We start from the raw sequence: 24,935 nt of genomic DNA on the forward strand, positions 1-24,935 counted from the left end.
CATGCTACGCCGACGTTTTTGGACACGTGCACGGTGCCGGGCGAACGTGCGTCATCCGGTGGCCTCGGGGTTGCTAGATTAGGGGTATGACTACACGGGTTGCGATCGTTGGTGCCAGCGGAAAAATGGGACGGCTGTTTAGCCGACTGTTGGAGGCGAGCCCCGACTATGAGGTGCACGCGTCCCTGACCTCGCGCAGCGACCTCGACGAAATGGATGGTGCCGACCTGGTGGTGGATGTCAGCACCCCGGCGATCAGCGCCGAGGTGGTTGCCCACGCGCTGGCTTCGGGTGCCAACGTGCTGGTGGGAACCTCGGGCTGGTCCCGGGAGAAGCTGGACGCGCTGGAGCGCACCATCCCGACCGGACGCGGCGTGCTGATCATCCCCAACTTCTCGGTGGGATCGGCGCTGGGCACCGCGCTCTCGATCCTCGCCTCCAAGTTTTATGAGTCGATCGAGATCATCGAGTCCCACGCATCCACCAAGATTGATTCCCCGAGTGGGACGGCCGTGCGCACGGCCGAACTGATCGACCGCGCCCGGGCCGAGCTCGGCCCGGTGGAGGCCCCGCACGTGGATCAGCGTGCCCGCGGCGAGCTGATCGCCGGAATTCCGGTGCACAGCCTGCGCCAGCGCGGCATTGTTGCCCAGCAGCGGGTGATCCTGGGTGGCCCGGGGGAGACCCTGACCATCGCCCATGACACCATCGACCAGAGCGCCTATGAGCACGGCATCACGCTGGCGCTCGCTCGCGCACAGCATGTGACTGGCCTCGTGGTGGGGCTGGAAAACGTGATCGACCTGGGCCTGGGCGGCCAGGCCTGATGCGCGCCCACACCGATCGAGCGGGGGCACGCTAGTGCGCGCCCGGCTGCCCGCCATCCTGGTCTCGGCCTTCCTGGTGATCTGCCTGATCCTGGTGGGGCAGAAGGCCCTGGTGGCAATCGGCACCGGTGAACCCATCGCCATCGTGATCGGCATCGCCCTGGTGGTGCTGCTGCTCGCCGGTGTCTGGGCGCTGTGGCGGGAGCTGCGCTTCGGGTCGGCATCCAGCCGTCTGGGCCGGCTGCTGGAGGAGCGCGGCCTGGTCCCCGAGGACGAGGTCCCGGTGCGCCCCAGCGGACGCCCCGAGCGTGCCGCCGTGGATGAGCTTTTCCCCGCCTACCGCGCGGCCGTCGAGGCCGAACCCGAGAGCTGGACCGCCTGGTTCCGGCTGGGCATCGTCTATGACGGGGCCGGGGATCGCATTCGCGCGCGTCAGGCGATCCGCGAGGCGATCCGGCTGGAGCGCGCCACCCGCTAGCCGCGAGGAATGTCATCCCCGCCGTCAACCGATCGGTTGACCCCGGGGTCGCTCGATCGTGTCTCCCCGAGGTGGCGCGCGGCCGCCAGCATGGAGGTATGACGGTTGCACTCCATATACACGACCTCCGGAAACAGTATTCCGGAACCACCGCGGTAGCCGGCCTGAGCTTCGACGTGGAGGCCGGGAGCCTGTGCGCGCTGCTCGGTGCCAACGGTGCCGGGAAGTCCACCACCATCGCCTGCATCTCAACCCTGCTGGGTTTTGACTCGGGGGTGATCGAAGTCCTGGGCGACCGGGTGGGGGCGGGCCCCGCGGCTACCGCGCGTATTCGCGGCCGGATCGGGGTGGTGTTTCAAACCTCGGTGCTGGATCCGCTGCTCAGCGTGCGCGAAAATCTCACCGTGCGTGCCCGGCTCTACGGGCTCGACGCGGCACGGACGAGTGCCCGCATTTTCGAGCTGGCCGACATGACCGACCTTACCGGATTTCTGGATCGCCGCTACGGCACCCTCTCCGGTGGGCAGAAGCGGCGCGCGGATATCGCCCGGGCGCTGATCCACTCGCCGGAGATCCTGATCCTCGATGAGCCCACCGCGGGCCTCGACCCCGCCAGCCGGGAACGCATCTGGGAGGCGATTCACACCCTGCGCCGTGCCACCGGCATGACCGTGCTGCTGACCACCCACTATCTGGCCGAAACCGAGCTCGCCGACGACGTAATCATCATCGCCGGGGGTGCCCTGGTTGAGCGCGGATCCGCCGCCGATCTGCGGGCCCGACTCGGAGCCAGCCGGCTGAGCATCACGCCGCGCCCCGATGCCTCCGCACTGATCGCCGCCTGCGCGGCGCTGCCCGGCACCCGCGAGGGCGACCGCTTCGATCTGCGCCTGCCCGGAAGCGCCGTGGCCCTGGACCTGCTGGCCGCCCATCACGCAGACATTCTCGACTTCGAATTTCGGCACGGCACGATGGACGATGTGTTCCTCAGCGTGACCGGTGATACCTCCAAGGACCCCGCATGATCACCATCTGGACCCTGACCCGGCGCAACCTTCGCCTGTTCTTCCGCGACCGCATGCGGGTGTTTTTCTCGCTCCTGTCGGCACTGATCCTGGTTGCCCTCTACGTGTTTTTCCTGGGCAATCAGATCACCTCCTCGGTCACCGCGCAGCTCCCCGGAGCCCCCGTGGAGGATGTGGACCGGTTCATTCGGGCGTGGGTGTTTGCCGGGGTTATCATGATCACCTCGCTCACCGCGAGCCTCGGCGCAATGGCCGTGTTTGTGGGTGATCGGGTGGCCCATCGCTTCGATGATTTCCTGGTCGCCCCGCCGCGGCGTGGATATCTGACCCTCGGCTACCTGCTGGCGGCCTTCCTGGTGGCCGCGCTGATCTCCCTGCTGTTGCTGGCCGCCGCGCAGATTACGCTGGCGATCACCGGTGGCGGGATGACCCTGGGCGAACTGGCCTCGGCCGCGGGCATCACCCTCCTGTGCTGCCTGGTCTTTGCCGCGCTGTCGGCCCTGGCGGCCTCGTTTATCGCCTCGGCCGGGGCGTTTGCGGCGCTGTCTACCATCGTGGGAACCGGGGTCGGGTTCCTCGCCGGAGCCTATGTGCCGCTGGGCACCCTGCCCGCGGGCGTCGCCAAGGTCCTCACCCTGCTGCCGTTTGCCCAGGCCGCGAGCCTGGTGCGCGGACCCCTCACCGCGGGGCCGCTGGACGCGTTGGATGCCGCCCAGCCGGGTGCGGGCGAGAGCCTGGCCACCTACTTCGGCGTGCACGCGATGGTGGGGGACACCGAGCTGGGTGTGCCGCTGCTGATCGCGATTCTCTCGGGGCTGGGAATCGTCTTCCTCCTGCTGGCCATCGGCCGGTTCGGGCGGCGTCTGCGCACCGTATGAGCCGCTGTGTCAGAATGAGGGACATGACTCTCAGACGTGGGTGGGACCTTGCGGTTACCGCCTGCATGGTGCTGCTGATTCTGCTGGCCTTCGTCTCGGTGACCCACGAGGGCGCTTCTCGGCTGGATGTGGGAACCCGTGCGGTTCTGATTGCCGTGGGCCTGGGGGCCCTGGCCGCCTACTACCTGCTGTGGGCCCGCCCCCGCAATGAGTCCAACGCGGTGGGATGGGGTGCCGCCTGGGTGATCCCGATCGGGGCGCTACTGACCTTCGCCAGCCCTTCGATGTTCACCGCCCAGGTGATCCTCTATCCGATGATCTGGGAGGGTAATGCCCGTCCCCGCCGGCCGCTGATCCTCTCGGGGATCGCCGCGATCGCGATGACCACCACCTCGATCCTCGGCACCGAGGGGCCGGACTGGCCGGGGAATGCCCTGGTCATCGGCGCCGTGTCCTATGCGTTCAACCTGGCGATGGGTCTGTGGATCTCGGGCATCTCCCGGGTGAGCGCCGAGAATGCTCGCCTCTACGACCAGCTGCGGCTGCGGCAGGAGGAGATCGCCGCGCTCAACCGCGATGCCGGGGCCATGCACGAGCGGGGGCGTCTCTCCCGGGACCTGCACGATACGGTGGCCCAGACCCTGACCGGCGTGGTGATGCTCTCGCGTAGCGCGCTGCGTCAGGCGGAGGTGGGATCCCCCAAGCTGGTGGACACCGTCCGGCTGATCGAGTCCAGCGCAGCCGAGGCACTGGCCGAAACACGGGCGATGGTCGCGACTGCCTCCTCGCTCGAAGAATCGACCTTCGCCGAAACCCTGGAGCGATTCTGCACCCGGTTTGCCCGCGAAACCGGGATCGTCGTGGACCTGGAATTCTCGCTGAATCCGGGGGCTCTGCTCTCCCGCGCCGAGGAGGTCATTCTGCTGCGCTGCGTCCAGGAGGGCCTGGCCAACGTGCGCAAGCACTCGGGGGCCAATACCGCGCGGGTGAGCGTGGCCTCGGATCGGGCGGGCGTGCGGCTCGGCATCGCGGATAACGGCCGCGGTCCGACCTTTGCCGCCCCCGAATCGGCGGCATCGGGGGAGGGAAACCCCGCCGCTCGGCCGACCGGCGGGCAGTTTGGGCTCGCCGGTCTGGCCGAACGCCTGGGCGGGGTGGGCGGCACGGTTGCCCTGACCGCAAAGCCCGAGGGCGGGGCCCTGTTGAGCGTTGAGCTTCCGCTGAGTACCGAACCGAGCACCAAGGAGCAATCATGACTGCCGAGCTACGGGTTTTTGTGGTGGATGATCACCCGATCGTGCGCGCCGGAATCTCGGCGACCCTGGAGGACGCCGCGGGGATCACCGTGGTGGGCACCGCCTCAAGCGGGCCCGAGGCGGTCGCGCGGGTGCGCGCAATCCCCACCGACGTGGTGCTGATGGACCTGCGTATGCCCGGCGGCGACGGGGTCGCGGCGACCGCAGAAATCCTCGCCCACTGCCCGGACACCCGCGTGCTGATCCTCACCACGTATGAGAGTGATGATGCGATTCTCGACGCGATCGAGGCGGGGGCCGCCGGCTACCTGCTCAAGGCCGCCCCCGAGGAGGAGATCATCGCCGGTGTGCGTGCGGTCGCCGCGGGGAAAACGGTGCTGGCCCCGGAGATCGCCGCGGCCCTGGTGTCGCGGATGCGTCAGCCGGCCCAACCCACCGGGCCCACCCTCACCCCGCGCGAGCGTGAGGTGCTGGCCCTGGTTGCCCAGGGGCGTACCAACGGGCAGATTGCGCTGGGGCTGCACGTCTCCGAGGCCACGGTCAAGACCCACCTGGTGCGCATCTTCGACAAGCTCGGCGTGGGCGATCGCACCCGCGCGGTGACCCTGGCGCTGGAACGCGGCCTCCTCCGCGACTAGCGCTCCGGGCATCCTGCCGACTGCCAGTCTCGCTGCCTATGCTGCCGAGACAACACAAAACCCCGGTCGTGTGATCGGCTCTTCGGGAAGAAGAACTACAGGGACGGCTCCGGGGTGTTGAGGTAGACGCTACAGGAGATGATTCACATGGTCAACCGGGAAAGCTGGTCGTTTTACGTTTCACATTTTTCGGCGATCCGGCTCTCTCACTATCTTGATGAGTGCGGGGGAGATCGCGCTCAAGCCGGGCGACTGTATGAGTGGAACGTGGCGGTGTCTGCGGCTATTTGGGAATCCTTCGCCTACCTCGAAGTTGCGTTTCGAAACGCCCTCAATAATCGCCTTCAGGACATCCATGACGAGAAGGGGCGTACCGGGCACTGGTTTTTTGATGAGGCGTGTGAGCTTGGGCGAGATCCAACCGACGCGCATCGACATCGGTATCCGTTTCGAGACGTCTGGGTTGCGCAGCGGCACGTTGTTGGCAATGGGAAAGCGCTCACGGTCGACCAAATTCTCTCGGAATTACCGTTTGGGTTCTGGCATCAGATGGTCTCCAAACGGCAACTTTTTCTCTGGCCTGATCTCGCCCGAGCGTTTCCCGGGACATCGAATCGGGCGCAGGAAACCGTCAGCGAGCCGGTGGGGCGCCTGAGAGTACTCAGGAACCGCATCGGGCACCATCATCGCATCTGGTCTTCCGATATCGTGGCGCGCTATGCCGATATTCAGACTGTCGCCGGATATCTCGATGCGGATCTCCGCGAGTGGATCCATATACGCTCGCGAGTCATCGGACTCCTCGCATAACGGCCATGAACAGCCTGCGCGGAATGGTACGAATCACTGACCGATCCTGAGCGTTTGGGGAAAGGTTCCGAGATTTGCACGGTTGTTTTCCTATATTGGATACATGCACTCGCCTATCCCGGACTACCTGCACGAAGTACTCGAGAACACGCGCGATGAGGGGGAGGTTGCAACCTATATTCCCGAGCTCGCGCGGGCAAATCCCGACCTGCTGGCCAGCGCGCTGTGTATGTCCGATGGCAAGATCTATGCCGCCGGTGACACCCACGTGCGTTTCACCATCCAGTCGATTTCCAAGCCGTTCGTCTACGCCCTCGCGCTCCAGGAGCGCGGATTTGAGACCGTGCTGGACAAGATCGGCGTGGAGCCCAGCGGGGAGAGCTTCAACTCCGCCTCGCTGGATCCCAGAACCCAGCGTCCCGAAAACCCGATGGTGAACATCGGGGCCATTGCCACCCACGCACTGGTGCGTCCCGAGGCCACTCGGGACGAGCGTTTTGAGGCGGTTCGTGCCGGTCTGTCGGCCTTTGCCGGCCGCGAGCTGGAGGTGGATGAGGCCGTCTATGCCTCGGAGATGGAGACCGCATTTCGGAACATGTCCCTCGCCTACCTGGTGCGCTCGGTAGACGGTTTCACCCAGGACCCCACGGACATTGTTGAGGGGTACACCCGCCAGTGCTCGATCCTGGTGGACGTCCGCGATCTGGCGGTGATGGCGATGACCCTGGCCAACGCGGGGATCAACCCGATTACCCAGGAGCAGGTGGTGGATGAGCACGTGGCACAGCAGGTGCTCTCGGTGATGACCACCTGTGGGATGTATGACGCGGCCGGCGACTGGATGACCCAGGTGGGCATCCCCGCCAAATCCGGGGTGGCCGGCGGCATCATCGGGGCGCTGCCCGGGCAGGTGGGCGCGGCGGTGTTCTCGCCGCGGCTGGACCCGGTGGGGAACTCGGTGCGTGGGGTTCAGGCCTTTGAACGCCTCTCCGGCGACATGGGGATGCACCTGCTGAAATCCCCACCGCTCTCGCGCGATGTGATCCGGCATGCCAACCGCCGCGTATCCGGCCAGGGGGAGTTCCACGTGATCGAGTTGCAGGGACCGCTTCGTTTCTCCAGCGCCGAGCGGGTCATGCGCGAGCTGGAGCAGATCCCCAACGATCGCCAGACCATCGCGCTGGATCTGGCCCGCGTCTCCTCGGTGGATGATGTGAGCAGGCGGATGCTGATGGAGGGTCTGCGTCGATTGATCATCGAGGGGCACGCCGTTTACCTGGTGGATCCGCGCTCCTCGATCCCCAACCGCGATCTCGGCGACGGCACCTTCCCCGCCAACGCGGCATCCCTGGAGACGCTGGGCCTCGCGATTACCGAGGGCAGCTAGTCCGCGGAGAGGGCGACCCTCAGGGCTGAGGCGGCATCGGGATAGCTGAACTCAAACCCCTCACCCTGCAGGACGGCGGGCCGAATGTGCTGGTCAACCAGCAGCAGGTCCTCGGCGGCATTCTGGAGTAGCAGGCGCAGCGCGAACGCGGGCGCGGGCAGCCAGTAGGGGCGGCCGAGGTTTTCGGCGAGCGCCCGTCCGATCTCACCCGAGGTGGCCGGCACCGGACCGGTGATGTTGACCGGGCCGGACAGGGTCGAGGTCAGCAGGAACTCCAGCGCGCGCACCTCGTCCTCCAGGGACACCCAGGGCCACACGTTTTTGCCCGAGCCGAGCGGGCCGCCGAGGCCCAGCTTGGCGAGGGTCAGCATCGGCCCGATGGCACCGGCCGGATCCAGCACGATGCCGGTGCGGGCAAGCACCACGGTGCAGTGATCCGAGGCCTCCAGCGCGGCGGCCTCCCAGCGCTGGGTCAGCTCGGCGAGGAATCCGGTACCACCACTGCTGGATTCGTCCAGGTCGATGCCGGGGCGGGATCCGTAGAATCCCGAGGCTGATGCGTTGATCAGGATCCGCGGGGGAGTGGTGCTGGTGCGAATGGCGCGCACGATGGTCTGGGTCCCGTTGAGGCGGGAGGAGAGCAGGGTGCGCTTATAGCTCGGGGTCCAGGGGAGCTTGCCGATGCTGGCCCCGCCGAGGTTGATCACGGCTTCGATGCCATCCAGGGCGTCGGCGGGCAGGAAATGAGCGTCGGGATCCCAGCGCACCTCGTTCTCGGCGGCGGGCTCGCGCCGCACGAGCACCCGGAGGGAGTGCCCGGCGGCGCGCAGCTTTGCCTGCAGGGCGGAACCGATCAGACCGGAGGCACCGGCCAACAGAATGTTCATGTTCTCACCCCGCTTTCTGGCTAGGCCAGGCTTGCTTCGAGGGTGATCTCGATGCCGGCCAGGGCGGCCGATACCGGGCAGCCGGCCTTGGCTTCGGCGGCGATGCGGTCGAAGTCCTCGGCCGAGATGCCCGGCACGGTCGCGTTGACCAGCAGGTGGCTGCCGGTGATGCCGGTGCCCGGAACGAAGGTGACGGCGGCGGTCACATGCAGACGCTCGGGGGCGAAACCGGCCTCGGTGAGCATGTTCGAGAAGGCCATCGAGTAGCAGGCCGAGTGGGCGGCGCCGATGAGTTCTTCGGGGGTGGTGACCTTGTCCGAACCCTCGGAACGGGCTTTCCAGTTCACCGGAAGGTTCGCCGCGGAGGACGAATCCAGGTTCACGGTGCCCGAACCCTCAAACAGGGACCCGGTCCAGACGGTGGTTGCTTCGCTGGTAATTGCCATGGTGTCCTCCACAGGTAGCTGATGGTGGCCGTCGAGCCGAATGCCCGGCAGGCCTCGTGTATGCCGAGCCTAACGCGTTCACGGCGGGCACGCACCTTCCTTTCTGGCGTTTTTCAGGGACCGCTTCGGGCAACCGGTCGCGTCCCCGCACGCCGCGCCCGAGACAAAAAATCTGGGGGCCGGGTGGATGCCGGTCAAACTTCCCGAAGGAGGGGACAATCCGAGGGTGAAGTCCCGTCTGCTTCGATCCCAAAGTGGATCGCACGCGATAGGCTGGAGCCGTGTCAGAGATCGAATTCCGCAGCGAAATGACGGTGGAACTGGTTCGTTCAAACGCCAGTGACGCCGATGTCCTGTTTGCCGCCCGGGTGTCCACCCAGGGTGAGCAGACCCTCGAATCCGCCCAGAGCGGTGACGAGGCCACGAGCCGCGACCGCGGTCTCATCAACTACCTCATGCGAGACCGTCACGGTTCCCCGTTTGAGCACAACTCGATGACCTTCTACGTGCAGGCACCGATCTTCGTGTTCCGCGAGTTCATGCGTCACCGCATGGCCTCCTATAACGAAGAGTCGGGTCGCTACCGTCAGCTGAACCCCACCTTCTACGTGCCCAACGAGAAGCGCAACCTGGTCCAGGAGGGGAAGCCCGGTGCCTACAACTTCCTGCCCGGTACCCCCGAGCAGACCGCGCTGGTGCAGGCCGAGGCCGAGGCCCAGTCGATCGCCGCCTACGAGTCCTACCAGCGCATGCTGGAGGCCGGAGTGGCCCGCGAGGTTGCCCGAATCGTGCTGCCGCTGAACCTGTACTCCTCGATGTATGTGACCGTCAACGCACGCTCGCTGATGAACTTCCTCAGCCTGCGCACCAAGCGTGAGGGCACCCACTTCCCCTCGTTCCCGCAGCGCGAGATCGAGATGTGTGCCGAGCAGATGGAGAACTTCTTCGCCGAGCTCATGCCGCTCACCTATGAGGCGTTCAACAAGAATGGCCGCGTCGCCCCGTAATCGGTGACGATGTGTGCGACCCCCGGGCCCCGGCCCGGGGGTCGCTTGTGTCTGTGGGCACCGCCGGTGGCGCGAACGTGGGCATCACGGGTATCGTCCTTGGCGCACACGCGCGGGTCGGCGGCCGACGCGTCCCGGCGACGCCGTGCGGAAACACGCTAGGGTATCGGCATGAGTACGCCCGAGTCTTCGCCGCGTGATTATGGTGCGTTTGAGTGGCGCCCCACTCGGGGTGACCGGGCCGAATTCTCCCGCGCACTGGCGGCCGGTACCGAGGGGCCGCATCCGCTGGCCGTCTCTCGCGGAATGAAACGGCGATTGGGCATCCTGCTGGCGATTCCGGTGGCCGTCGTTTTTGTGCTCACGGTGGCGCGACCGGTGGCCGCGTTGCTGCGCGGCGAGCAGGACCCGGCGTTGACACTGATCCAGGCGGGGTTTTTTCTCACCATCGTGCTGGGGCTCACCCTGGTTCTCCTGCTGCTGAACCGAAACACCCGCCGCGCCCTGACCGTTGCTCTACAACTACGTCGTTTCGCCCGGGACAACGATCTGGGCACCGCGCCGGCGAGCCTCAACCCGCGCCTGCCGGGCATGCCGTTTACCGAGGGCACCGGTGTGGTGGCCTCGGACCGGCTGCTGGCCGGCCGCGGACAACGCTTTTTTGAACTCGCCAATCTGAGGTTCACCACCGGGACCGGACGCAGCGCGCGGATTCACCACTGGGCCTTCCTCGCCGTGCGGCTGAGCGCACACCTGCCCCACATCGTGCTGGATGCCCGGGCGAATAATCGGCTGGGTACCACGCTGCCACTGTCCCTGGCCCGCGATCAGATCCTCTCACTGGAGGGCGATTTTGATCGTCACTTCACGCTGTACTGCCCGCGCGACTACGAGCGGGATGCGCTACAGATTCTCACCCCGGATCTGATGGCGCTGCTGATTGATCATGCGGCCCCGTTTGATGTGGAAATCATCGACGACTACCTGTTTGTCTACGCGACCCGGCCGCTGGATGCACACATCCTGGAGCGCATGCTCGACGTGTGTGACGCGGTTGCCGTGCCCGCGGCCGCGCAGGGCGCAAACTATCGTGATGAGCGCAGCACGGCACCCGCCGAGGGCCTGGTGGATCTGCCCGGTCGGAGGCTGCGCGTGGCACGGACCTGGAGCCTGATCGCGATGCTGATCGTGGCCGCCGTGCTGGTCACCCTGATGCTGCTGACCTAGCACCCCGCGGCCGCCACACCGGCTGGATAACGTCATCGATAGCAACGCTGCGTCATACGGCGTCATGCCATCATGACCCCCGGGCGAGGGGCTGCTACCGTGTCGCTATGACCCCGCAGAACCTGATGCCAGCACGAGCGCTGCCGCGCCTCTGTCGCCCGGCATTGATGCCGTAGCGGGATCGCCCCGCTCCATCGCCCGGAGCCTGCTCCGGGCACCCGTCTCTGCGGTTTCCCCACCGCTGTCGCAGCACCGCCCCTCCCCGGGCCCTGCGCTGCACCACCCAGCCGCTCGCGTGATCACACCGCGAAACCGCTGATTTGTGCACCCTGCCGCGCCCCCTTCGCGACGCCCTGGAACACCCGTCATCCCCAGAAAGCACTCCGATGTCTCGACGTACCACCCTTCTTGCCCTGCCCGCGCTGATCGCGGTGTCGGCGCTGGCCCTGACCGGCTGCTCGGCTCCGAGCGATGCCGCTCCGGTCGACGGCGGCTCGATCACCTACGCAACCGGCAAGGACATCACCTGCCTGGACCCACACGTGGGAGGCGACATGCCTCAGGCCTCGATTGCCGCCCAGTACCTCGACTCCCTGGTGGCTCAGGACGATAAGGGCGCGATTCACCCGTGGCTCGCCAAGAGCTGGGAGACCAGCGCCGATGGTCTGACCTGGACCTTCCACCTGCGTGATGATGTGAAGTTCACCGACGGCACCCCGTTTGATGCGGCCGCGGTCAAGGCGAACCTCGACCACATGGTCAACCCGGCCACCCAGTCCGGCACCGCCGGAGGCTACCTGCGTCAGTATGTCAAGACCGATGTGGAAAACCCGACCACCGCCGTGGTGACCCTGAATAAGCCCTATCAGGCGTTCCTCGAGGTCCTGGCCCAGCCATTCCTCGGGATCGAATCGCCCACCGCCCTGGCGCGTCCGCAGGCAGAGAACTGCGCCTCGCCGGTGGGTTCCGGGCCGTTCAAAATCGTCGGCTACACCCCGCAGCAGGAGGTCAAGCTGGTGCGCAACGACGGGTACAACAGCCCGCCGCCGTTTGCCAAGAATAAGGGTCCGGCAAAGATTGCGAACATCACCTGGAAGATCATTCCCGAAAACGCCACCCGCTACGGGGCACTGCGCACCGGCGAGGCCGACATCATCGACTTCCTGCCGCCGGAGAACTTCGCCGAGGCCAAGGCCGATGGCTCACTCGCTCTGAGCCTGACCGATCGTCCCGGTAACCCGACCTCACTCCAGCTCAACACCACCCGCGCCCCGTTCAACGATGAGGCCGTGCGCCGTGCATTCCTCACCGCCTCCAACACCGAGGCCAGCGTCAAGAGCGCGTTCCTGGGGACCGCCTCCTATGCCGGCGGTCCGCTGAGCTCGGTCACCCGGTTCTATGACAAGGACTATGAGAAGACCTACGCGTTCGACCTGAAAAAGGCCAACGATCTGCTGGATCAGGCCGGCTGGACCGAGCGCGACTCGGCCGGATACCGCACCAAGAACGGCACCCGCCTGACCGCAATCCTTCCGCTGACCCCGACCAGCTGGCCCGCCGCCACGGTGGAACTGCTGACCCAGATCCAGGCCAACGAGAAGAAGGCGGGCATCGAGGTCAAGATCGAAAACGTGGATGATGCCACCTCGAATAAGCGCAACAACACCTTCGACTATGACCTGCGGGTGAACTACTGGAACACCAACACCGCCGATGTGCTGCGGATCGTGTTCTCCAGCGCGGCCCGCGAATCGGCAGGATTTGTGCCCAACGGCGCCGGCTATGCCAACCCGGACCTCGACAGCATCCTGGATCAGGCCCTGGCCACCTCGGATGACACCACCCGCGCCGAGCTGTACAACAAGGCGCAGAAGATCATCGACGATGCGGCCATCAGCCTCTCGCTCTACAACCAGAGCACCCAGCTGGCCAGCCGCAAGGATCGGGTCACACACGTGGATGTTGAGCCCTCGCTCAAGCTGCCCTACCTCTACGACGCCCAGGCGGTGGCGAAGTAGTGTCCGGCACCGTTTCGCCGGTCCCGGACGCCGCGGACACCGTGGACTCCGGAGCGGGCCCTCGAACGGCGCAGACCCCGGTCGCGGAATCGATTCGACCCGCCTCGGGCCGCGCCGCACGTCCGAACCTGGTCTGGCGAATCGGTGCCCAGCTGGTCGGGGCCATCGCCGTCCTGTTTGCCGTGGTCACCCTCACCTACTTCGCCCTGAAGCTGGTGCCGGGTGACCCGGTGCTGGCGATCCTCGGCGGGGGAGGGGCCGCCCCGAGCGATGCCACCGTCGCCGCGGTACGCGCCCAGTACGGCCTGGACCTGCCGCTGTATCAGCAGTACCTCAACTATCTGGCCGGCGTCTTCCGGGGCGACCTCGGCACCTCCTATATCTTCAAGCGCCCGGTGCTCGACTATCTGGGACCCCAGGTGTGGCCCACCCTCCAGCTGACCCTCGCCTCGGTTGCGCTGGCCTGGCTGATCTCGCTCGCGCTGACCCTGCTCACGGTGCGCCGCGGGCGGGTGGCCGACGCGATCGGTAACGCGGTGGAGGTGCTGTTTGCGGCGATCCCGCCTTTCTGGATCGGCATCATCCTGCTGGTGGTCTTCTCCTTCACCCTGGGCTGGTTCCCGGTCGCCGGGAATGCCGACCTGCGGGCGCTGGTGCTCCCGGCCCTCGCCCTGGCGATTCCACTCGCCGGGTTCCTCGCCCAGGTCACCCGGTCCTCGTTTGCCGAGGCGCTGGATCAGCCCTTCGTGCTCTCGGCCCGCGCCCGCGGAGCCAGCACCACCGGGGTGCGAATCCGGCACGCGCTGCGCCACGCCCTGCTGCCAGGCCTGGAGCTCTCGGGCTGGGCGGTGGGATCACTGATCAGCGGCGCGGTGGTCGCCGAGGTCATCTTCTCCCGGCAGGGACTCGGACGCTCCCTGGTGGATGCGATCGTCGCCCGCGATACCCCGGTGGTTCTGGCCGTGGTGTTTTTCATCGCGCTGGTCTACGTGGTGGTCAACATCCTGGTGGAACTCCTGGTGCGCGTGGTGGATCCGCGCCTGATTCGAAAGCGAGCCGCAGCATGAGTGTCCTGAGTGTTCCCGCCGCCGTGCGTCCGCGGGGCCGATTCCTCGGCGAGCTGACCCGCACCCCGATCACCGTGATCGTCTCGGCGGTGATCCTCGCGTTCATCCTGCTCGCGGCGATCTGGCCGAGCCTGCTGCAGAGCCATGATCCCTTCGGCGTGGATCCGCAGGCGGGTCTGCTGCCGCCGAGTCCGCAGCACCTGTTCGGAACCGATCAGTCCGGCCGCGACATCTTCTCCCGCATCATCGAGGGCACCCGCCAGTCGCTCGTGGTGGGTGTCGGGGCAACCCTGGTGGGCCTGATCATCGGTGGCCTACTGGGCATTACCGCGGCCCTGTCCGGGCCGCGCACCGACGCGGTGATCAGCCGGGTCATCGAGGTTCTCTACGCCTTCCCGAGTCTGCTGCTCGCGCTGCTGTTTATCGCGATTGCCGGGACCGGCGTGACCACGCTGGTGTTTGCGGTGGGGATCGGCACCGCGCCGGGCTACGCGCGGATCCTGCGGGTCCAGACGATCAAGGTGGCCGGATCCGGCTATCTGGAAGCCAGCCTGGCGCTGGGCTGGGGACCTCGGCATCGGCTGTGGCACACCATTGTGCCCAACGTGGTGCGCCCGCTGCTGATTCTGGCGACCCTCGGCGTGGGTCAGGCGATCGTCTGGGCTTCGGCGCTGAGCTTCCTCGGTCTGGGGGCCGCGCCGCCCGCCGCCGAGTGGGGCACGATGCTGGCCGACGGTCGCAACTTCATTCAGCTGGCCTGGTGGATCGCCGTGTTCCCGGGCCTCGCGATCACCGTGACCGCCCTGGTCACCACCGTACTGGGACGCTACATTCAGCGCCGGACCGACGGAGTAACCCGATGACTCAGATCCTGACCCCGACCGACCCCGCGAACACCTCCGCGGCCGAGACCCCCGCGGCTTCCCCCTTACTGCGGGTCGAGAACCTCAACATCTCCTTCGCGGTGGGCCGCGGACGCGTGGACGTGGTCCACGATGTTTCGCTGAGCCTGGATCGCGGACGCAGCCTCGCGCTGGTGGGCGAATCCGGCTCGGGGAAAACGGTGACCGCGCGCAGCCTGCTGGGCCTCAGCGGTGATGGTGCCCGGGTGCTCGCCGACCGACGCGAGATCCTCGGCCGCGACGTGCGCAAGCTGAATGATAAGCAGTGGCGCGGGATCCGTGGCAAGCACGTGGGGTTCGTGCTGCAGGATGCGCTGGTGTCCCTGGATCCGCTTCGCACGGTCGGGGCCGAAATCGAGGAGCTACTCAAGCTGCACCGTTTCGGCGACAAGGCCGAGCGGCACGCCCGGGTGATCGAGGCGCTGACCCGCGCCGGGGTTCCCGAGCCCGAACTGCGCGCCCGGCAGCGTTCGGGGGAGCTCTCCGGCGGCCTGCGTCAGCGCGCGCTGATCGCCCAGGCCACCGCGCTGAATCCCGAACTGATCATCGCCGATGAGCCCACCACCGCGCTGGATGCGACCGTGCAGGCGCAGATTCTCGACCTGCTCGCCTCGCTCAAGGCCGACGGTGCCGGGGTCCTGCTGATCTCCCACGACCTCGCCGTGGTCTCGGCCGTGGCCGATGACGTGGCGGTCATGAAGGAGGGCCGGATCGTCGAATCCGGACCCGTGGAGCAGGTGTTCGGAGATCCGCAGCACGCGTACACCAAGGCGCTGCTCGCCGCGGTCCCGCGCGCCCATGCCAAGGGCACCCGGCTCTCCGCCGCCGCCCCGGTGAGCGCGATCGCGCGGACCGAACGGGCCGCGACACTCGACCCGAGTGCCCCGGCCATCGAGGCCGTGGGCCTGCGCAAGGACTACACCGGGCCCGACGGAATAACCCGCACCGTGGTGAATAACGTGTCCTTCACCCTGGAAACCGGCACCACGCTGGGCATCGTCGGGGAGTCGGGATCGGGCAAGTCCACCACCGCGCGGATCGCGCTGGGCCTGACCGAACCCACGGCCGGCACCGTCTCCATCGGCGGCCATGCCTGGACCGGTCTGAGTGAGCGCGAACGGGCTCCGTTCCGCCGCGAGATCCAGGTGGTGCATCAGGATCCGCTGAGCTCCTTTGACCCGCGCTTCACCGTGCAGAAGATCCTGCGCGATGCGTTGCGGGCCGCCGGAACCGACCGGGCCGGTCATCCGGCGCGCATCGCCGAGCTGGCCGAACAGGTGGGCCTGGCCTCGGCCGTGCTCGACCGGCACCCGCTGACGCTCTCCGGTGGGCAGCGGCAGCGCGTGGCGATTGCTCGCGCTCTCGCCCTGGAACCGCGTATCCTGGTGCTCGATGAGCCGGTCTCGGCGCTCGATGTCTCGATCCAGGCGCAGGTCCTCGACCTGCTCGCCGATCTGCAGACGGCCTTCGGGCTGAGCTACCTGTTCATCAGTCACGATCTGGGTGTGATCCACCACGTGAGTGATCGGGTTCTGGTTCTGAGTGACGGCGAAGTGGTCGAAACCGGCAGCGCCCACGAGGTCTTCACCAACCCCCGTCAGACCTACACGCAGACCCTGCTCGCCTCCGTTCCGAGCCTGCCCCCGCACACCCGCTAGATCCCCGATCCCCGCAAGGAAGCTTTTCTATGTCCAAGCAGCTGCACTTTAACGCCTTCGAAATGAACACCGTGAGCCACATCAATCACGGTCTCTGGGTACACCCCGACAACCGCCGTCACGAGTACACCGACATCGAGTACTGGGTTGAGACCGCCCAGCTGCTTGAGCGCGGCCTGTTTGATGCGATGTTCATCGCCGACGTGGTGGGCACCTATAACGTGTATCGCGGGAGCCGGGATGCGGCGGTTGAGCGCGGCATCCAGATCCCCAATAACGATCCCTATCTGATCGTCCCGGCCATGGCCGCGGCCACCAAGGATCTGGGCTTCGCGGTGACCTTCGCCACCACCTATGAGTCGCCCTTCGCCAACGCCCGCCGCCTCTCGACCCTCGACCACCTGACCAAGGGCCGCCTGGCCTGGAACGTGGTGACCGGGTATCTGCCCGATGCGGCCAAGAACTTCGGGCTGAGCGAGCAGGTCACCCACGATGTGCGCTACGAGGTGGCCGAGGAATTCCTCGACGTGTCCTACAAGCTGTGGGAGGGCTCCTGGGACCGGGATGCGGTCATCCGCGATCGCGAGCGGGCGATCTACACCAACCCGCGCGGGGTGCACGAGATCGGCCACGTGGGCAAGTACTTCACCGTGGATGGTCCGCACCTGTCCGAGCCGAGCCCGCAGGGCACCCCGGTGATCTACCAGGCGGGATCCTCCGGTGCCGGCAAGCTGTTTGCCGCCAACAACGCCGAGGGTGTGTTTGTGTCCTCGCGCACGCTCGCCGAGGTGGCCAAGAACGTGGCCGACCTGCGCGAGCTGACCGAGCAGGTGGGCCGCGGCCGCGACGCGATCAAGGCACTCGCCTCGATCAACATCGTGCTGGGCGAGACCGAGGCCGAGGCCAAGCGCAAAACCGAGGAGGTGCTGGCCCTGCGCGACGTGCACGGGTACCTGGTGCACCTCGGCGGCGGCACCGGGATCGACTTCTCGGCCGTGGCCAACAACGAAAAGCTCGAATATAAGGGACGCGGACACATCGAGTCCGCCGAGGCCGAGCACACCCGTGACGCCAAGGCCAACGGTGCCACCTCGATCATCGACAAGCTCAACGATCCCCGCGGCGACGAATTCTTCGTCTCGGGAACCGTGGAGCAGGTCGCCGACCGGATCGAGGAGATTGCCGAGGTCACCGGCGTGGACGGGTTCAACCTGGTGCAGTACCTCTCCCCGGGAACCTTCACCGACGTGGTTGAGCTGCTGGTGCCCGAGCTGCAAAAGCGCGGCCGCTACCGCACCGAGTACACCGAGCACACCCTGCGCGAGCGCCTGTTCCCGGGCCAGGGCAGCCAGCTGCCGGACACCCACCCCGCCGCCGCCTACCGCGGTGCCTTCGGGGACAAGTAGTGGGGATCGAGCACGCGGCCGCGCGCCTGGCGGCCGCGGAACATCGGCGCGATCTGCACGCACGCTTCGCGCCGGTGTTCGCCCGGATTGCCGCCGAGTCGGCGACCCGGGAGGCCGAGCGCACCCTGCCGTTCGACCAGGTCGGATGGCTGCGGGATGCGGGGTTCCTGGCGGTTCAGGTACCGGTGGAGTTTGGCGGGCTGGGGGCCACCACGGTGGAGTTCTTCGAGCTGCTGATCGCGCTCGCCGAGGCCGATTCCAACCTGCCCCAGCTGCTGCGTGCTCACTTCACCACGGTGGAATCCTGGCTGGTGCGCGAACCAGGCGAGCGCCGCGCGTTCTGGCTGCGACAGATCGCCGGCGGCGCGGTGTTTGGTAACGCGACCCACGAGCGCTCCGCCGCCACGGTGGGTACCTATCAGACGGCCCTGAGCCGAGAGAACGGCCGGGCTCGCCTGGACGGCACCAAGCACTACAGCACCGGCTCGATCTATGCCGACTGGATCCTGGTGACCGCGACCGACGCCGAAACCGGCGAGCAGGTTTCGGTCACGGTTGCCGCCGACGCCGTGGGCGTGGATCGCCGCGACGACTGGAACGGGTTTGGCCAGCGTCTCACCGGGAGCGGCACCACGGTATTCACGGACGTGACGATCGATCCCGAACACATCGATGCGGCCCACGCGTCCACCCCCAGCCACATCACCGGGTTCCTGGAACTCGTGCTGCTGGCGAGCATCGCCGGGGTGGGCCGGGCGGCACTGCGAGACGCCCGGGACTTCGTCGCCTCCCGTACCCGCGTCTACAGCCAGGGGGTGGGCACCAGTGCCCGCGAGGATCCGCTGGTGCAGCAGGTGATCGGGCAGATCTCCGGCCTGGTATTCGCCGCCGAATCGGCGGTGCTCGCGGCCGCCGCGGTCGTGGGGGAGGCGTCGGATCTGGCCCAGGTCGGTGCCGCCCGCGGTGAGGCGACCGTCCAGGAGCTCACGCCCGAGTCGATCCGGGAGTCCACCCGGGCCATCCGAGCCGCCGAGGCCGCCGCGGTCCGCGCGCAGCTTCAGGTTCCCGACCTGGTGCTGCGTGCGACCACCGCACTGTTTGAGGTGGGCGGTGCCTCGGCCACGGCGCGCGAGCGTGGCCTGGACCGGCACTGGCGCAACGCCCGCGTACTCTCCTCCCACAATCCGGTGATCTATCAGGCCCGAGCCCTGGGGGATGACCTGCTCAACGGGGACGGCCTGCTTTTCACCTGGGCAACCGGCGAGGGTGCCACCCCCGCCACCTCCTAACGATCGGTATCGATTCGGTGTGGGGAGCGCGCCTACAACATCCGATACTTCGCCAAGGCATCGGATAACGTCGCGATCTTTGGAATCGCCGCCGGGCTGGGGGCCCTGATGCTGATGCCGCTGTTGGGGATCATGTTGGGGACGATGAACGGCGAGGATGTGGGCGGCCGCTGGGCGGGGTTCTTCATCCAGCTGGTGATCTCGGTGGGCATTGTCTGGGGCCTGTGGGCCCTGTTTCGTGCGCTGCGTAATCGCGGGGACAACAACCCCATTCGCATGTTCACCTTTGCCCGGGATAACGGCTTTGGCTACACCCCGGCGACCAACAACATCAACTATCCGGGCATGATCTTCAACACCGGTTACGACCGCGTGGCCTTCGACCGGGTGCACGCGTTGCCGGGCCAGCGCTACTTCGATATCGGCAACTTCCGGTTCAAGTTTGGAAACCAGTACGTCAATCCGGTGCTGAGTCGTTCGGGGAGTCCCGCCGGTCGCCGTGAGTTGTGGAGTACCTGGGGGTACATGGTGTTCCAGCTGGATCGACGGCTTCCGCATATCGTGCTCGATGCTCATGCCAACAACAAGCTGGGCTTCTCCAATCTGCCCTACACACCGGATGCGAGTCAGCGGCTCTCCCTCGAGGGCGATTTTGATCGCTACTTCACGCTGTATGGACCGGTGGGGTATGAGCGGGACGTCTTGCAGATCCTCACACCGGATGTGATGGCCCTGCTGATTGACCATGCGGCACCGTTTGATGTTGAAATTATTGACGACCTGATGTTTATCTATTCGGCGACCCCGTTCGTGGACGGAGACCGGAGCCCGTTTGTGCGGATGTGGCGGGTGATGGACACGGTCGGTGCGCAAACCGCGCGCCAGGCCTCCCGGTATCAGGATCCGCGCGTGCCCGGTCCGCAGCCCGGACCCGTGCCGGGCTACCCGCCGCCCGTTGCCGGATACGGCCAGACCATCCAGGGGTATGGTCAGTCGGGCTCCGGAACCAACCAGGTTGGCCCCGGTGGTCAGCGGCTGCGCGGACGAACCAGCATCATCGCCATCGTGCTCGGAGTGATCGTGATCGTCCCGGGAATCATCCGGTTGGTTACCCTGCTCGCCGGGTAGTTTTTGGTCACAACCGAACGCACGGGAATGTCCCGGCTAGCATCCAGGCGCCGGGGTTACCCTAGTGTTCATGCCCGAGATCTCCGCCCCCGGTTTCGCCTCTCGCGCGACCCCCGGGGACACCGGATCGGGCCCCCTCGATTCCGCGCCGGATCCGCGTGAACTTGCCCGATTCGACCGTGAAGTAGCCCTGCGTGCGGCGGCAATTGCCGCACTCGCCGCGGTGGTCCTCGCGGGCGCGTTGATTGGACTCGACCTCTTCCTGGTGGAGCCCAACGCCCCCTTCCCCGATAACGCCGCCAACACCATCGTGTTGATCCCCGCGACCGTGCTGGGGGCCATCATCAGCGTGTGGGGCGCGCGCAGCGTGGAGCGCCGCCGCGGCGGTTTTACCCCGCTGGTGCCGCTGACCACGCTCGCGCTCGGTCTGGCCGTCTCAACCCCGTATCTGGTGCTTCCGGTGGTCACCACCGTGGGGGCGGGACATCCGAGCCGGCGGGCGATCGTCTCGCTGGTCATCGCCGTGGTGATCTGGACCCTCGTCGGTCTGGCCTATCGCCGCGCGACCCGGCTTCCCGATACCGCCACGCGGCGCATTGCCGGACGTTCGATCCTGGTGCTGGTTGCCCTGCTGGTGGCGGCCCTGCTGTGTACCACGCTCGCCGCACCGATGTCGTTTTATGCGTTCCTTCTGCTGACGCCCGGGTACGCGATCGCGCCCTTCCTGTTTGTGGGGCTGTTTGCCTGGGCGGGGATTCTCGCCGGGCGTGATCGTCGTGGCGCGGTCCCCGGTCTCGCGGTGCGCACCTTCGCCTCGGGCACCCTGATCTTCCTGGCGCTGCTCTGTGGGGCGGCCGCCTGGGTTGGATTCCAACGGGTGGCCACGCGCGAGCTGGTGGGTCTGGATCTGATCGACACGACGCCCGCGACGGTGCCGCTGATCGATCTGAGCCCGGTGCGTATGCTGGCGCTGATCGTGCTGGTGGCCGCCCTGCTGGCGCTGCTGGCCCGTCGGACCGCCGGAACCGCGGCATTCCTGGTGATGTCGGCTCTGCTGGCGCTGATCATCGTTCCGCTGAGCTTCCACACCGAACCCTCCGCGCGCCAGAGTGCACCGGCCATGTTCTCGGCGGGAAGCGCGCCGGGGGTCTACGACGAACAATCCACACCCGCCCCGTCCGCGGACCCGGAAAACATCTCGGGCTCGCGCTCCAGCGTGCTCGATGAGGCTCAGTCCAAGCCCGGAACCGAGCGGCACTATGACGAGGCGCAGGTCGCCGATGGCACCCTGGTTCCCGGAATCGATCCCGATGACCTGCATACCCGGTTTGCCGATCTGGTGCAGTCCAGCGCCCGGGCCGTGGATCCGGCGGCGGATCCGAAACCCGATATCCAGACGGTGTCCTGTGCCGAGGGCAAGGGCGTCAGCTACGTCTGGAACTCCGACACCCTGAGCGCCGGTGCCGATAATCTGCGGGCCAATGCGCTGGCCCTGGTCAAGGTGGGCCAGGTGTGGAATGCCGCCGGGCACAACCTGCACGTCTTCAAGGTGGATCACCTCTACGGTGTGCGCTCGAGCGTGGGAATCGGCCAGAACCTGCGCGCCCAGCAGCTCTACGACCACGTGCTGTTGGGGATGAGTAGCATCTGCGTGTCCGCCCGCTAGCTGAGTAATTCGTGCGGACGTATGTCGCCAATGGTGCATACAGCGCCCAGTTGCCGGTACTCTGGAGGGGTGTCTAACGTTGAAAACCCCTTCGGTCAGGTCCTCGTCGCGCTCGTCACCCCGTTCACCGCAGACGGTGAGGTCGACTGGCCCGGTGTCGAAAAGCACATCGACGATGTGATCACCGCGGGTGCCGACGGCATCGTGGTGACCGGAACCACCGGGGAGACCTCGACCCTGACCGACGCCGAGAAGCTGCGCCTGGTTGAGGTGGCACGTTCGGTGTCGAACGGCCGCGCGAAGATCATCACCGGTGGTGGCTCCAACGAGACCGCCCACGCGATCGAGCTTTATAAGGCCAGCGAAAAGGCCGGCGCCGACGGTGTCATGATCGTGACCCCGTACTACAACAAGCCCACCCAGGCCGGTGTGCTCACCCACTTCCGGATGATCGCCGACGCCACCGACCTCCCGGTTATCCTGTACGACATTCCCGGCCGTACCGGCATCCAGATCACCTACGACACCATTCTGCGGGCGGCCAAGCACCCCAACATCCTCGCCGTGAAGGACGCCAAGGGTGACTTCTCCGAGGTGAGCCGTGTGCTCAACCAGACCGACCTGCTCTACTTTTCCGGAGACGACGCCAACGCGCTGCCGCACCTCTCGATCGGGGCCTCGGGCCTGATCGGCGTGACCGCCAACATCGCCGCCACCCCCTACCGTCAGATCGTCGATGCCGTCAACGCCGGCGACCTGGCCACCGCAACCGCCGCACACAAGAGCCTGGAACCGCTCGTGCGCGCCGTGATGACCCACGTGCCCGGCACGGTTGCGGCCAAGTACATCCTGCAGGGACTCGGACGCATCGACAGCGCCCGCGTCCGCCTGCCCCTGGTTGGCCCCGAAGACTTCGAGGCAGCCAAGATCGAAGACGACCTCGCTCTGGTGGGCACCATTCCCGGTGTTGACCTGAGCAACTTCCGCCCCGACCGTAATGCTGCGGCCGGTGGCGCACTCCCGAAGGTGCACGGCACGACGCGCTAGTTCGCCAAGCTGCACTGCATCGCAATACACAACATGGCCGCGGAATAACACCGCTGCCTGATAAGGAGGGCGTATGCCCGTAACCGCCTACACCCCGCCGAAGCTCAAGAAGGGGACCCTGCGGGTCACCCCGATCGGCGGACTTGGTGAGGTCGGTCGCAACATGACCACCTTCGAAATCGATGGCAAGCTTCTGATCGTCGACTGTGGCGTGCTCTTCCCCGAGGAGCACCAGCCCGGTGTCGACGTCATCCTGCCCGATTTTGGCCCGATCAAGGACCGTCTTCAGGACGTGGTGGGCGTTGTGCTCACCCACGGCCACGAGGACCACATCGGTGCCGTCCCCTACCTGCTGCGTCTGCGTCAGGACATCCCGCTGATCGGCTCCGGCCTGACCCTCGCCCTGGTTGAGGCGAAGCTCAAGGAACACCGGATCAAGCCCTACACCCTGACCGTCAAGGAGGGCGAGACCGAGAAGCTGGGTCCGTTCGGCCTGGAGTTCGTCGCGGTCAACCACTCGATCCCCGACGCCCTTGCGGTCTTCATCCGCACCGTCGCCGGTAACGTCCTGGTGACCGGTGACTTCAAGATGGATCAGCTGCCGCTGGATGGCCGGATCACCGACCTGCGTGCCTTCGCCCGTCTGGGTGAGGAGGGTGTGGACCTGTTCCTGCCCGACTCCACCAACGCCGAGGTCCCCGGCTTCACTTCGCCCGAGCGCGAGATCGGCCCGGTTCTCTCCTCGGTGATGGCCAAGACCCCCGGCAAGGTGGTTGTGGCCAGCTTCTCGAGCCATGTGCACCGTGTGCAGCAGGTTCTGGATGCCGCACACCAGAACGGCCGTCGCGTCGCGCTGCTGGGTCGCTCGATGGTGCGCAACATGACCATCGCCGCCGAGCTGGGTTACCTCAAGGTGCCGGATGGCGTGCTGATCGACTTCAAGAAGACCGCCGGCGTGCCGGACAACAAGATCGTCTTCATGTCCACCGGTTCGCAGGGTGAGCCGATGGCCGTGCTCAGCCGCATGGTCAACCGTGACCACCAGGTTGAGCCGCGCGAGGGCGACACCGTGATCCTGGCCTCGAGCCTGATCCCGGGTAACGAGAACGCCGTCTACCGCATCATCGATGGGCTGACCAAGCTCGGCGCCAACGTCGTCCACAAGGGCAACGCCCGCGTGCACGTCTCGGGTCACGCCTCGGCCGGGGAGCTGCTGTACTGCTACAACATCCTCAAGCCCAAGAACGTGCTGCCCGTTCACGGTGAGCACCGTCACCTGTTTGCCAACGGCAAGCTGGCCAACCAGACCGGTGTGCCCGAGAAGAACACCATCCTCGGTAAGGATGGCACGGTGGTGGACCTGCGCGACGGAGTCGCCCGGGTGGTCGGCCAGCTCGACCTCAAGTTTGTCTACGTGGACGGCAAGACCGTCGGCGAGATCACCGAGGACGACCTGCATGACCGTCGCGTGCTCGGCGAGGAGGGCTTCATCTCCATCGTGGTGGCCGTGGACCTGAAGAACGGAAAGATCCTTTCCGGACCGCAGATCTCCGCTCGCGGATTCGCCGAGGACGCCCGCGTCTTCGACAAGGTGCGTCCCAAGCTGGTTCAGGCACTCAACGATGCCCTCTCCAACGGTACCCGCGACACGCACGCCCTAAGCCAGATCGTGCGCCGCACGACCGGGCGCTGGGTCGCAACCTCGCTGCGTCGTCGTCCGATGATCGTTCCGCTGGTGGTTGACGCCGGTTCGGCGAAGTAACACCGGCTTTCTCGCCACGGGCGGGCACTCTCCACGGAGGGTGCCCGCCCGTGCCGCGTTTTGGGGGTGTCGCGGTAACCGCGCGGCGTCGTTCGCTGGCTGGCGGGTGCTGCTATTTTCGAAAAT

At 66.6% G+C, this 24,935-nt stretch carries 22 protein-coding genes; 20 read left to right on the forward strand and 2 right to left on the reverse strand.

Annotation, left to right across the window (positions count from 1 at the left end; all coding sequences use genetic code 11):
* The first annotated feature begins 86 nt into the window (after positions 1–86).
* The 8 genes from dapB to M2390_RS01090 all read left to right on the forward strand — a co-directional run bounded on the left by dapB (position 87) and on the right by M2390_RS01090 (position 7,299).
* Positions 87–827: a 4-hydroxy-tetrahydrodipicolinate reductase gene (gene dapB, locus M2390_RS01055; RefSeq protein WP_310503954.1), complete on the forward strand. Its 741-nt coding sequence runs from the start codon at positions 87–89 to the stop codon at positions 825–827.
* Positions 828–861: 34 nt separating this feature from the next.
* Positions 862–1,305: a tetratricopeptide repeat protein gene (locus M2390_RS01060; protein ID WP_121688267.1), complete on the forward strand. Its 444-nt coding sequence runs from the start codon at positions 862–864 to the stop codon at positions 1,303–1,305.
* A 98-nt stretch (positions 1,306–1,403) separates the two neighbouring features.
* Positions 1,404–2,330, forward strand: a complete 927-nt coding sequence (locus tag M2390_RS01065) for an ABC transporter ATP-binding protein (RefSeq protein ID WP_259176435.1) — start codon at positions 1,404–1,406, stop codon at positions 2,328–2,330.
* Positions 2,327–3,208, forward strand: a complete 882-nt coding sequence (locus M2390_RS01070; RefSeq protein ID WP_259176436.1) for an ABC transporter permease — start codon at positions 2,327–2,329, stop codon at positions 3,206–3,208. The genes M2390_RS01065 and M2390_RS01070 overlap by 4 nt, the downstream gene beginning before the upstream one ends.
* A gap of 23 nt (positions 3,209–3,231) precedes the next feature.
* Positions 3,232–4,464 carry a sensor histidine kinase gene (locus tag M2390_RS01075; RefSeq protein ID WP_259176437.1) on the forward strand — a complete coding sequence of 411 codons (1,233 nt, stop codon included), beginning with the start codon at positions 3,232–3,234 and terminating at the stop codon, positions 4,462–4,464.
* A complete protein-coding gene (locus M2390_RS01080) occupies positions 4,461–5,102 on the forward strand; it encodes a response regulator transcription factor (RefSeq protein ID WP_259176438.1) in 642 nt (213 codons plus the stop codon). The genes M2390_RS01075 and M2390_RS01080 overlap by 4 nt, the downstream gene beginning before the upstream one ends.
* A 138-nt stretch (positions 5,103–5,240) precedes the next feature.
* Positions 5,241–5,912, forward strand: a complete 672-nt coding sequence (locus M2390_RS01085; RefSeq protein WP_259176439.1) for a hypothetical protein — start codon at positions 5,241–5,243, stop codon at positions 5,910–5,912.
* Between the two features lie 103 nt (positions 5,913–6,015).
* On the forward strand, positions 6,016–7,299 hold the full coding sequence (locus tag M2390_RS01090) for a glutaminase (RefSeq protein ID WP_259176440.1): 1,284 nt from the start codon (positions 6,016–6,018) through the stop codon (positions 7,297–7,299).
* On the opposite strand, the gene M2390_RS01095 is transcribed toward M2390_RS01090, so the two are convergent.
* The gene (locus M2390_RS01095; protein WP_259176441.1) at positions 7,296–8,186 is read right to left on the reverse strand and encodes a TIGR01777 family oxidoreductase; all 891 of its coding nucleotides are present in this window, start codon (positions 8,184–8,186) and stop codon (positions 7,296–7,298) included. The genes M2390_RS01090 and M2390_RS01095 overlap by 4 nt on opposite strands.
* Positions 8,187–8,206: 20 nt before the next feature.
* Positions 8,207–8,632 carry an OsmC family protein gene (locus M2390_RS01100; protein ID WP_187976435.1) on the reverse strand — a complete coding sequence of 142 codons (426 nt, stop codon included), beginning with the start codon at positions 8,630–8,632 and terminating at the stop codon, positions 8,207–8,209.
* Between the two features lie 308 nt (positions 8,633–8,940).
* On the opposite strand from M2390_RS01100, the gene thyX reads away from it, so the two are divergent.
* The 12 genes from thyX to M2390_RS01160 all read left to right on the forward strand — a co-directional run bounded on the left by thyX (position 8,941) and on the right by M2390_RS01160 (position 24,809).
* Positions 8,941–9,639 carry an FAD-dependent thymidylate synthase gene (gene thyX / locus M2390_RS01105; RefSeq protein WP_220700572.1) on the forward strand — a complete coding sequence of 233 codons (699 nt, stop codon included), beginning with the start codon at positions 8,941–8,943 and terminating at the stop codon, positions 9,637–9,639.
* A 171-nt stretch (positions 9,640–9,810) separates the two neighbouring features.
* Positions 9,811–10,866 (forward strand): DUF3137 domain-containing protein, encoded by a 1,056-nt coding sequence (locus tag M2390_RS01110; RefSeq protein ID WP_259176444.1) that lies wholly within the window; start codon positions 9,811–9,813, stop codon positions 10,864–10,866.
* A gap of 386 nt (positions 10,867–11,252) precedes the next feature.
* Positions 11,253–12,884 (forward strand): ABC transporter substrate-binding protein, encoded by a 1,632-nt coding sequence (locus M2390_RS01115; protein WP_259176445.1) that lies wholly within the window; start codon positions 11,253–11,255, stop codon positions 12,882–12,884.
* Positions 12,884–13,951 carry an ABC transporter permease gene (locus M2390_RS01120; protein ID WP_259176446.1) on the forward strand — a complete coding sequence of 356 codons (1,068 nt, stop codon included), beginning with the start codon at positions 12,884–12,886 and terminating at the stop codon, positions 13,949–13,951. The genes M2390_RS01115 and M2390_RS01120 overlap by 1 nt, the downstream gene beginning before the upstream one ends.
* Positions 13,948–14,814 (forward strand): ABC transporter permease, encoded by an 867-nt coding sequence (locus M2390_RS01125; RefSeq protein WP_259176447.1) that lies wholly within the window; start codon positions 13,948–13,950, stop codon positions 14,812–14,814. Before M2390_RS01120 ends, M2390_RS01125 begins: the two co-directional genes overlap by 4 nt.
* Positions 14,811–16,511 (forward strand): ABC transporter ATP-binding protein, encoded by a 1,701-nt coding sequence (locus M2390_RS01130; RefSeq protein WP_259176448.1) that lies wholly within the window; start codon positions 14,811–14,813, stop codon positions 16,509–16,511. The genes M2390_RS01125 and M2390_RS01130 overlap by 4 nt, the downstream gene beginning before the upstream one ends.
* A 29-nt stretch (positions 16,512–16,540) precedes the next feature.
* Positions 16,541–17,917 carry an LLM class flavin-dependent oxidoreductase gene (locus tag M2390_RS01135; protein WP_259176449.1) on the forward strand — a complete coding sequence of 459 codons (1,377 nt, stop codon included), beginning with the start codon at positions 16,541–16,543 and terminating at the stop codon, positions 17,915–17,917.
* The gene (locus M2390_RS01140; RefSeq protein ID WP_259176450.1) at positions 17,917–19,206 is read left to right on the forward strand and encodes an acyl-CoA dehydrogenase family protein; all 1,290 of its coding nucleotides are present in this window, start codon (positions 17,917–17,919) and stop codon (positions 19,204–19,206) included. Before M2390_RS01135 ends, M2390_RS01140 begins: the two co-directional genes overlap by 1 nt.
* Positions 19,207–19,314: 108 nt before the next feature.
* Positions 19,315–20,334 carry a hypothetical protein gene (locus M2390_RS01145; protein ID WP_259176451.1) on the forward strand — a complete coding sequence of 340 codons (1,020 nt, stop codon included), beginning with the start codon at positions 19,315–19,317 and terminating at the stop codon, positions 20,332–20,334.
* Positions 20,335–20,404: 70 nt separating this feature from the next.
* Entirely contained in the window at positions 20,405–22,000 is a 1,596-nt protein-coding gene (locus M2390_RS01150) for a hypothetical protein (RefSeq protein WP_259176453.1), read from the forward strand.
* Between the two features lie 30 nt (positions 22,001–22,030).
* Positions 22,031–23,047 (forward strand): 4-hydroxy-tetrahydrodipicolinate synthase, encoded by a 1,017-nt coding sequence (dapA, locus tag M2390_RS01155; RefSeq protein WP_396822325.1) that lies wholly within the window; start codon positions 22,031–22,033, stop codon positions 23,045–23,047.
* 73 nt (positions 23,048–23,120) lie between these two features.
* A complete protein-coding gene (locus M2390_RS01160) occupies positions 23,121–24,809 on the forward strand; it encodes a ribonuclease J (protein WP_259176455.1) in 1,689 nt (562 codons plus the stop codon).
* Positions 24,810–24,935: the final 126 nt, after the last annotated feature.

Origin of the sequence: Mycetocola sp. BIGb0189, from assembly GCF_024810155.1 — a bacterium.
Taxonomy (GTDB): domain Bacteria; phylum Actinomycetota; class Actinomycetes; order Actinomycetales; family Microbacteriaceae; genus Mycetocola; species Mycetocola lacteus.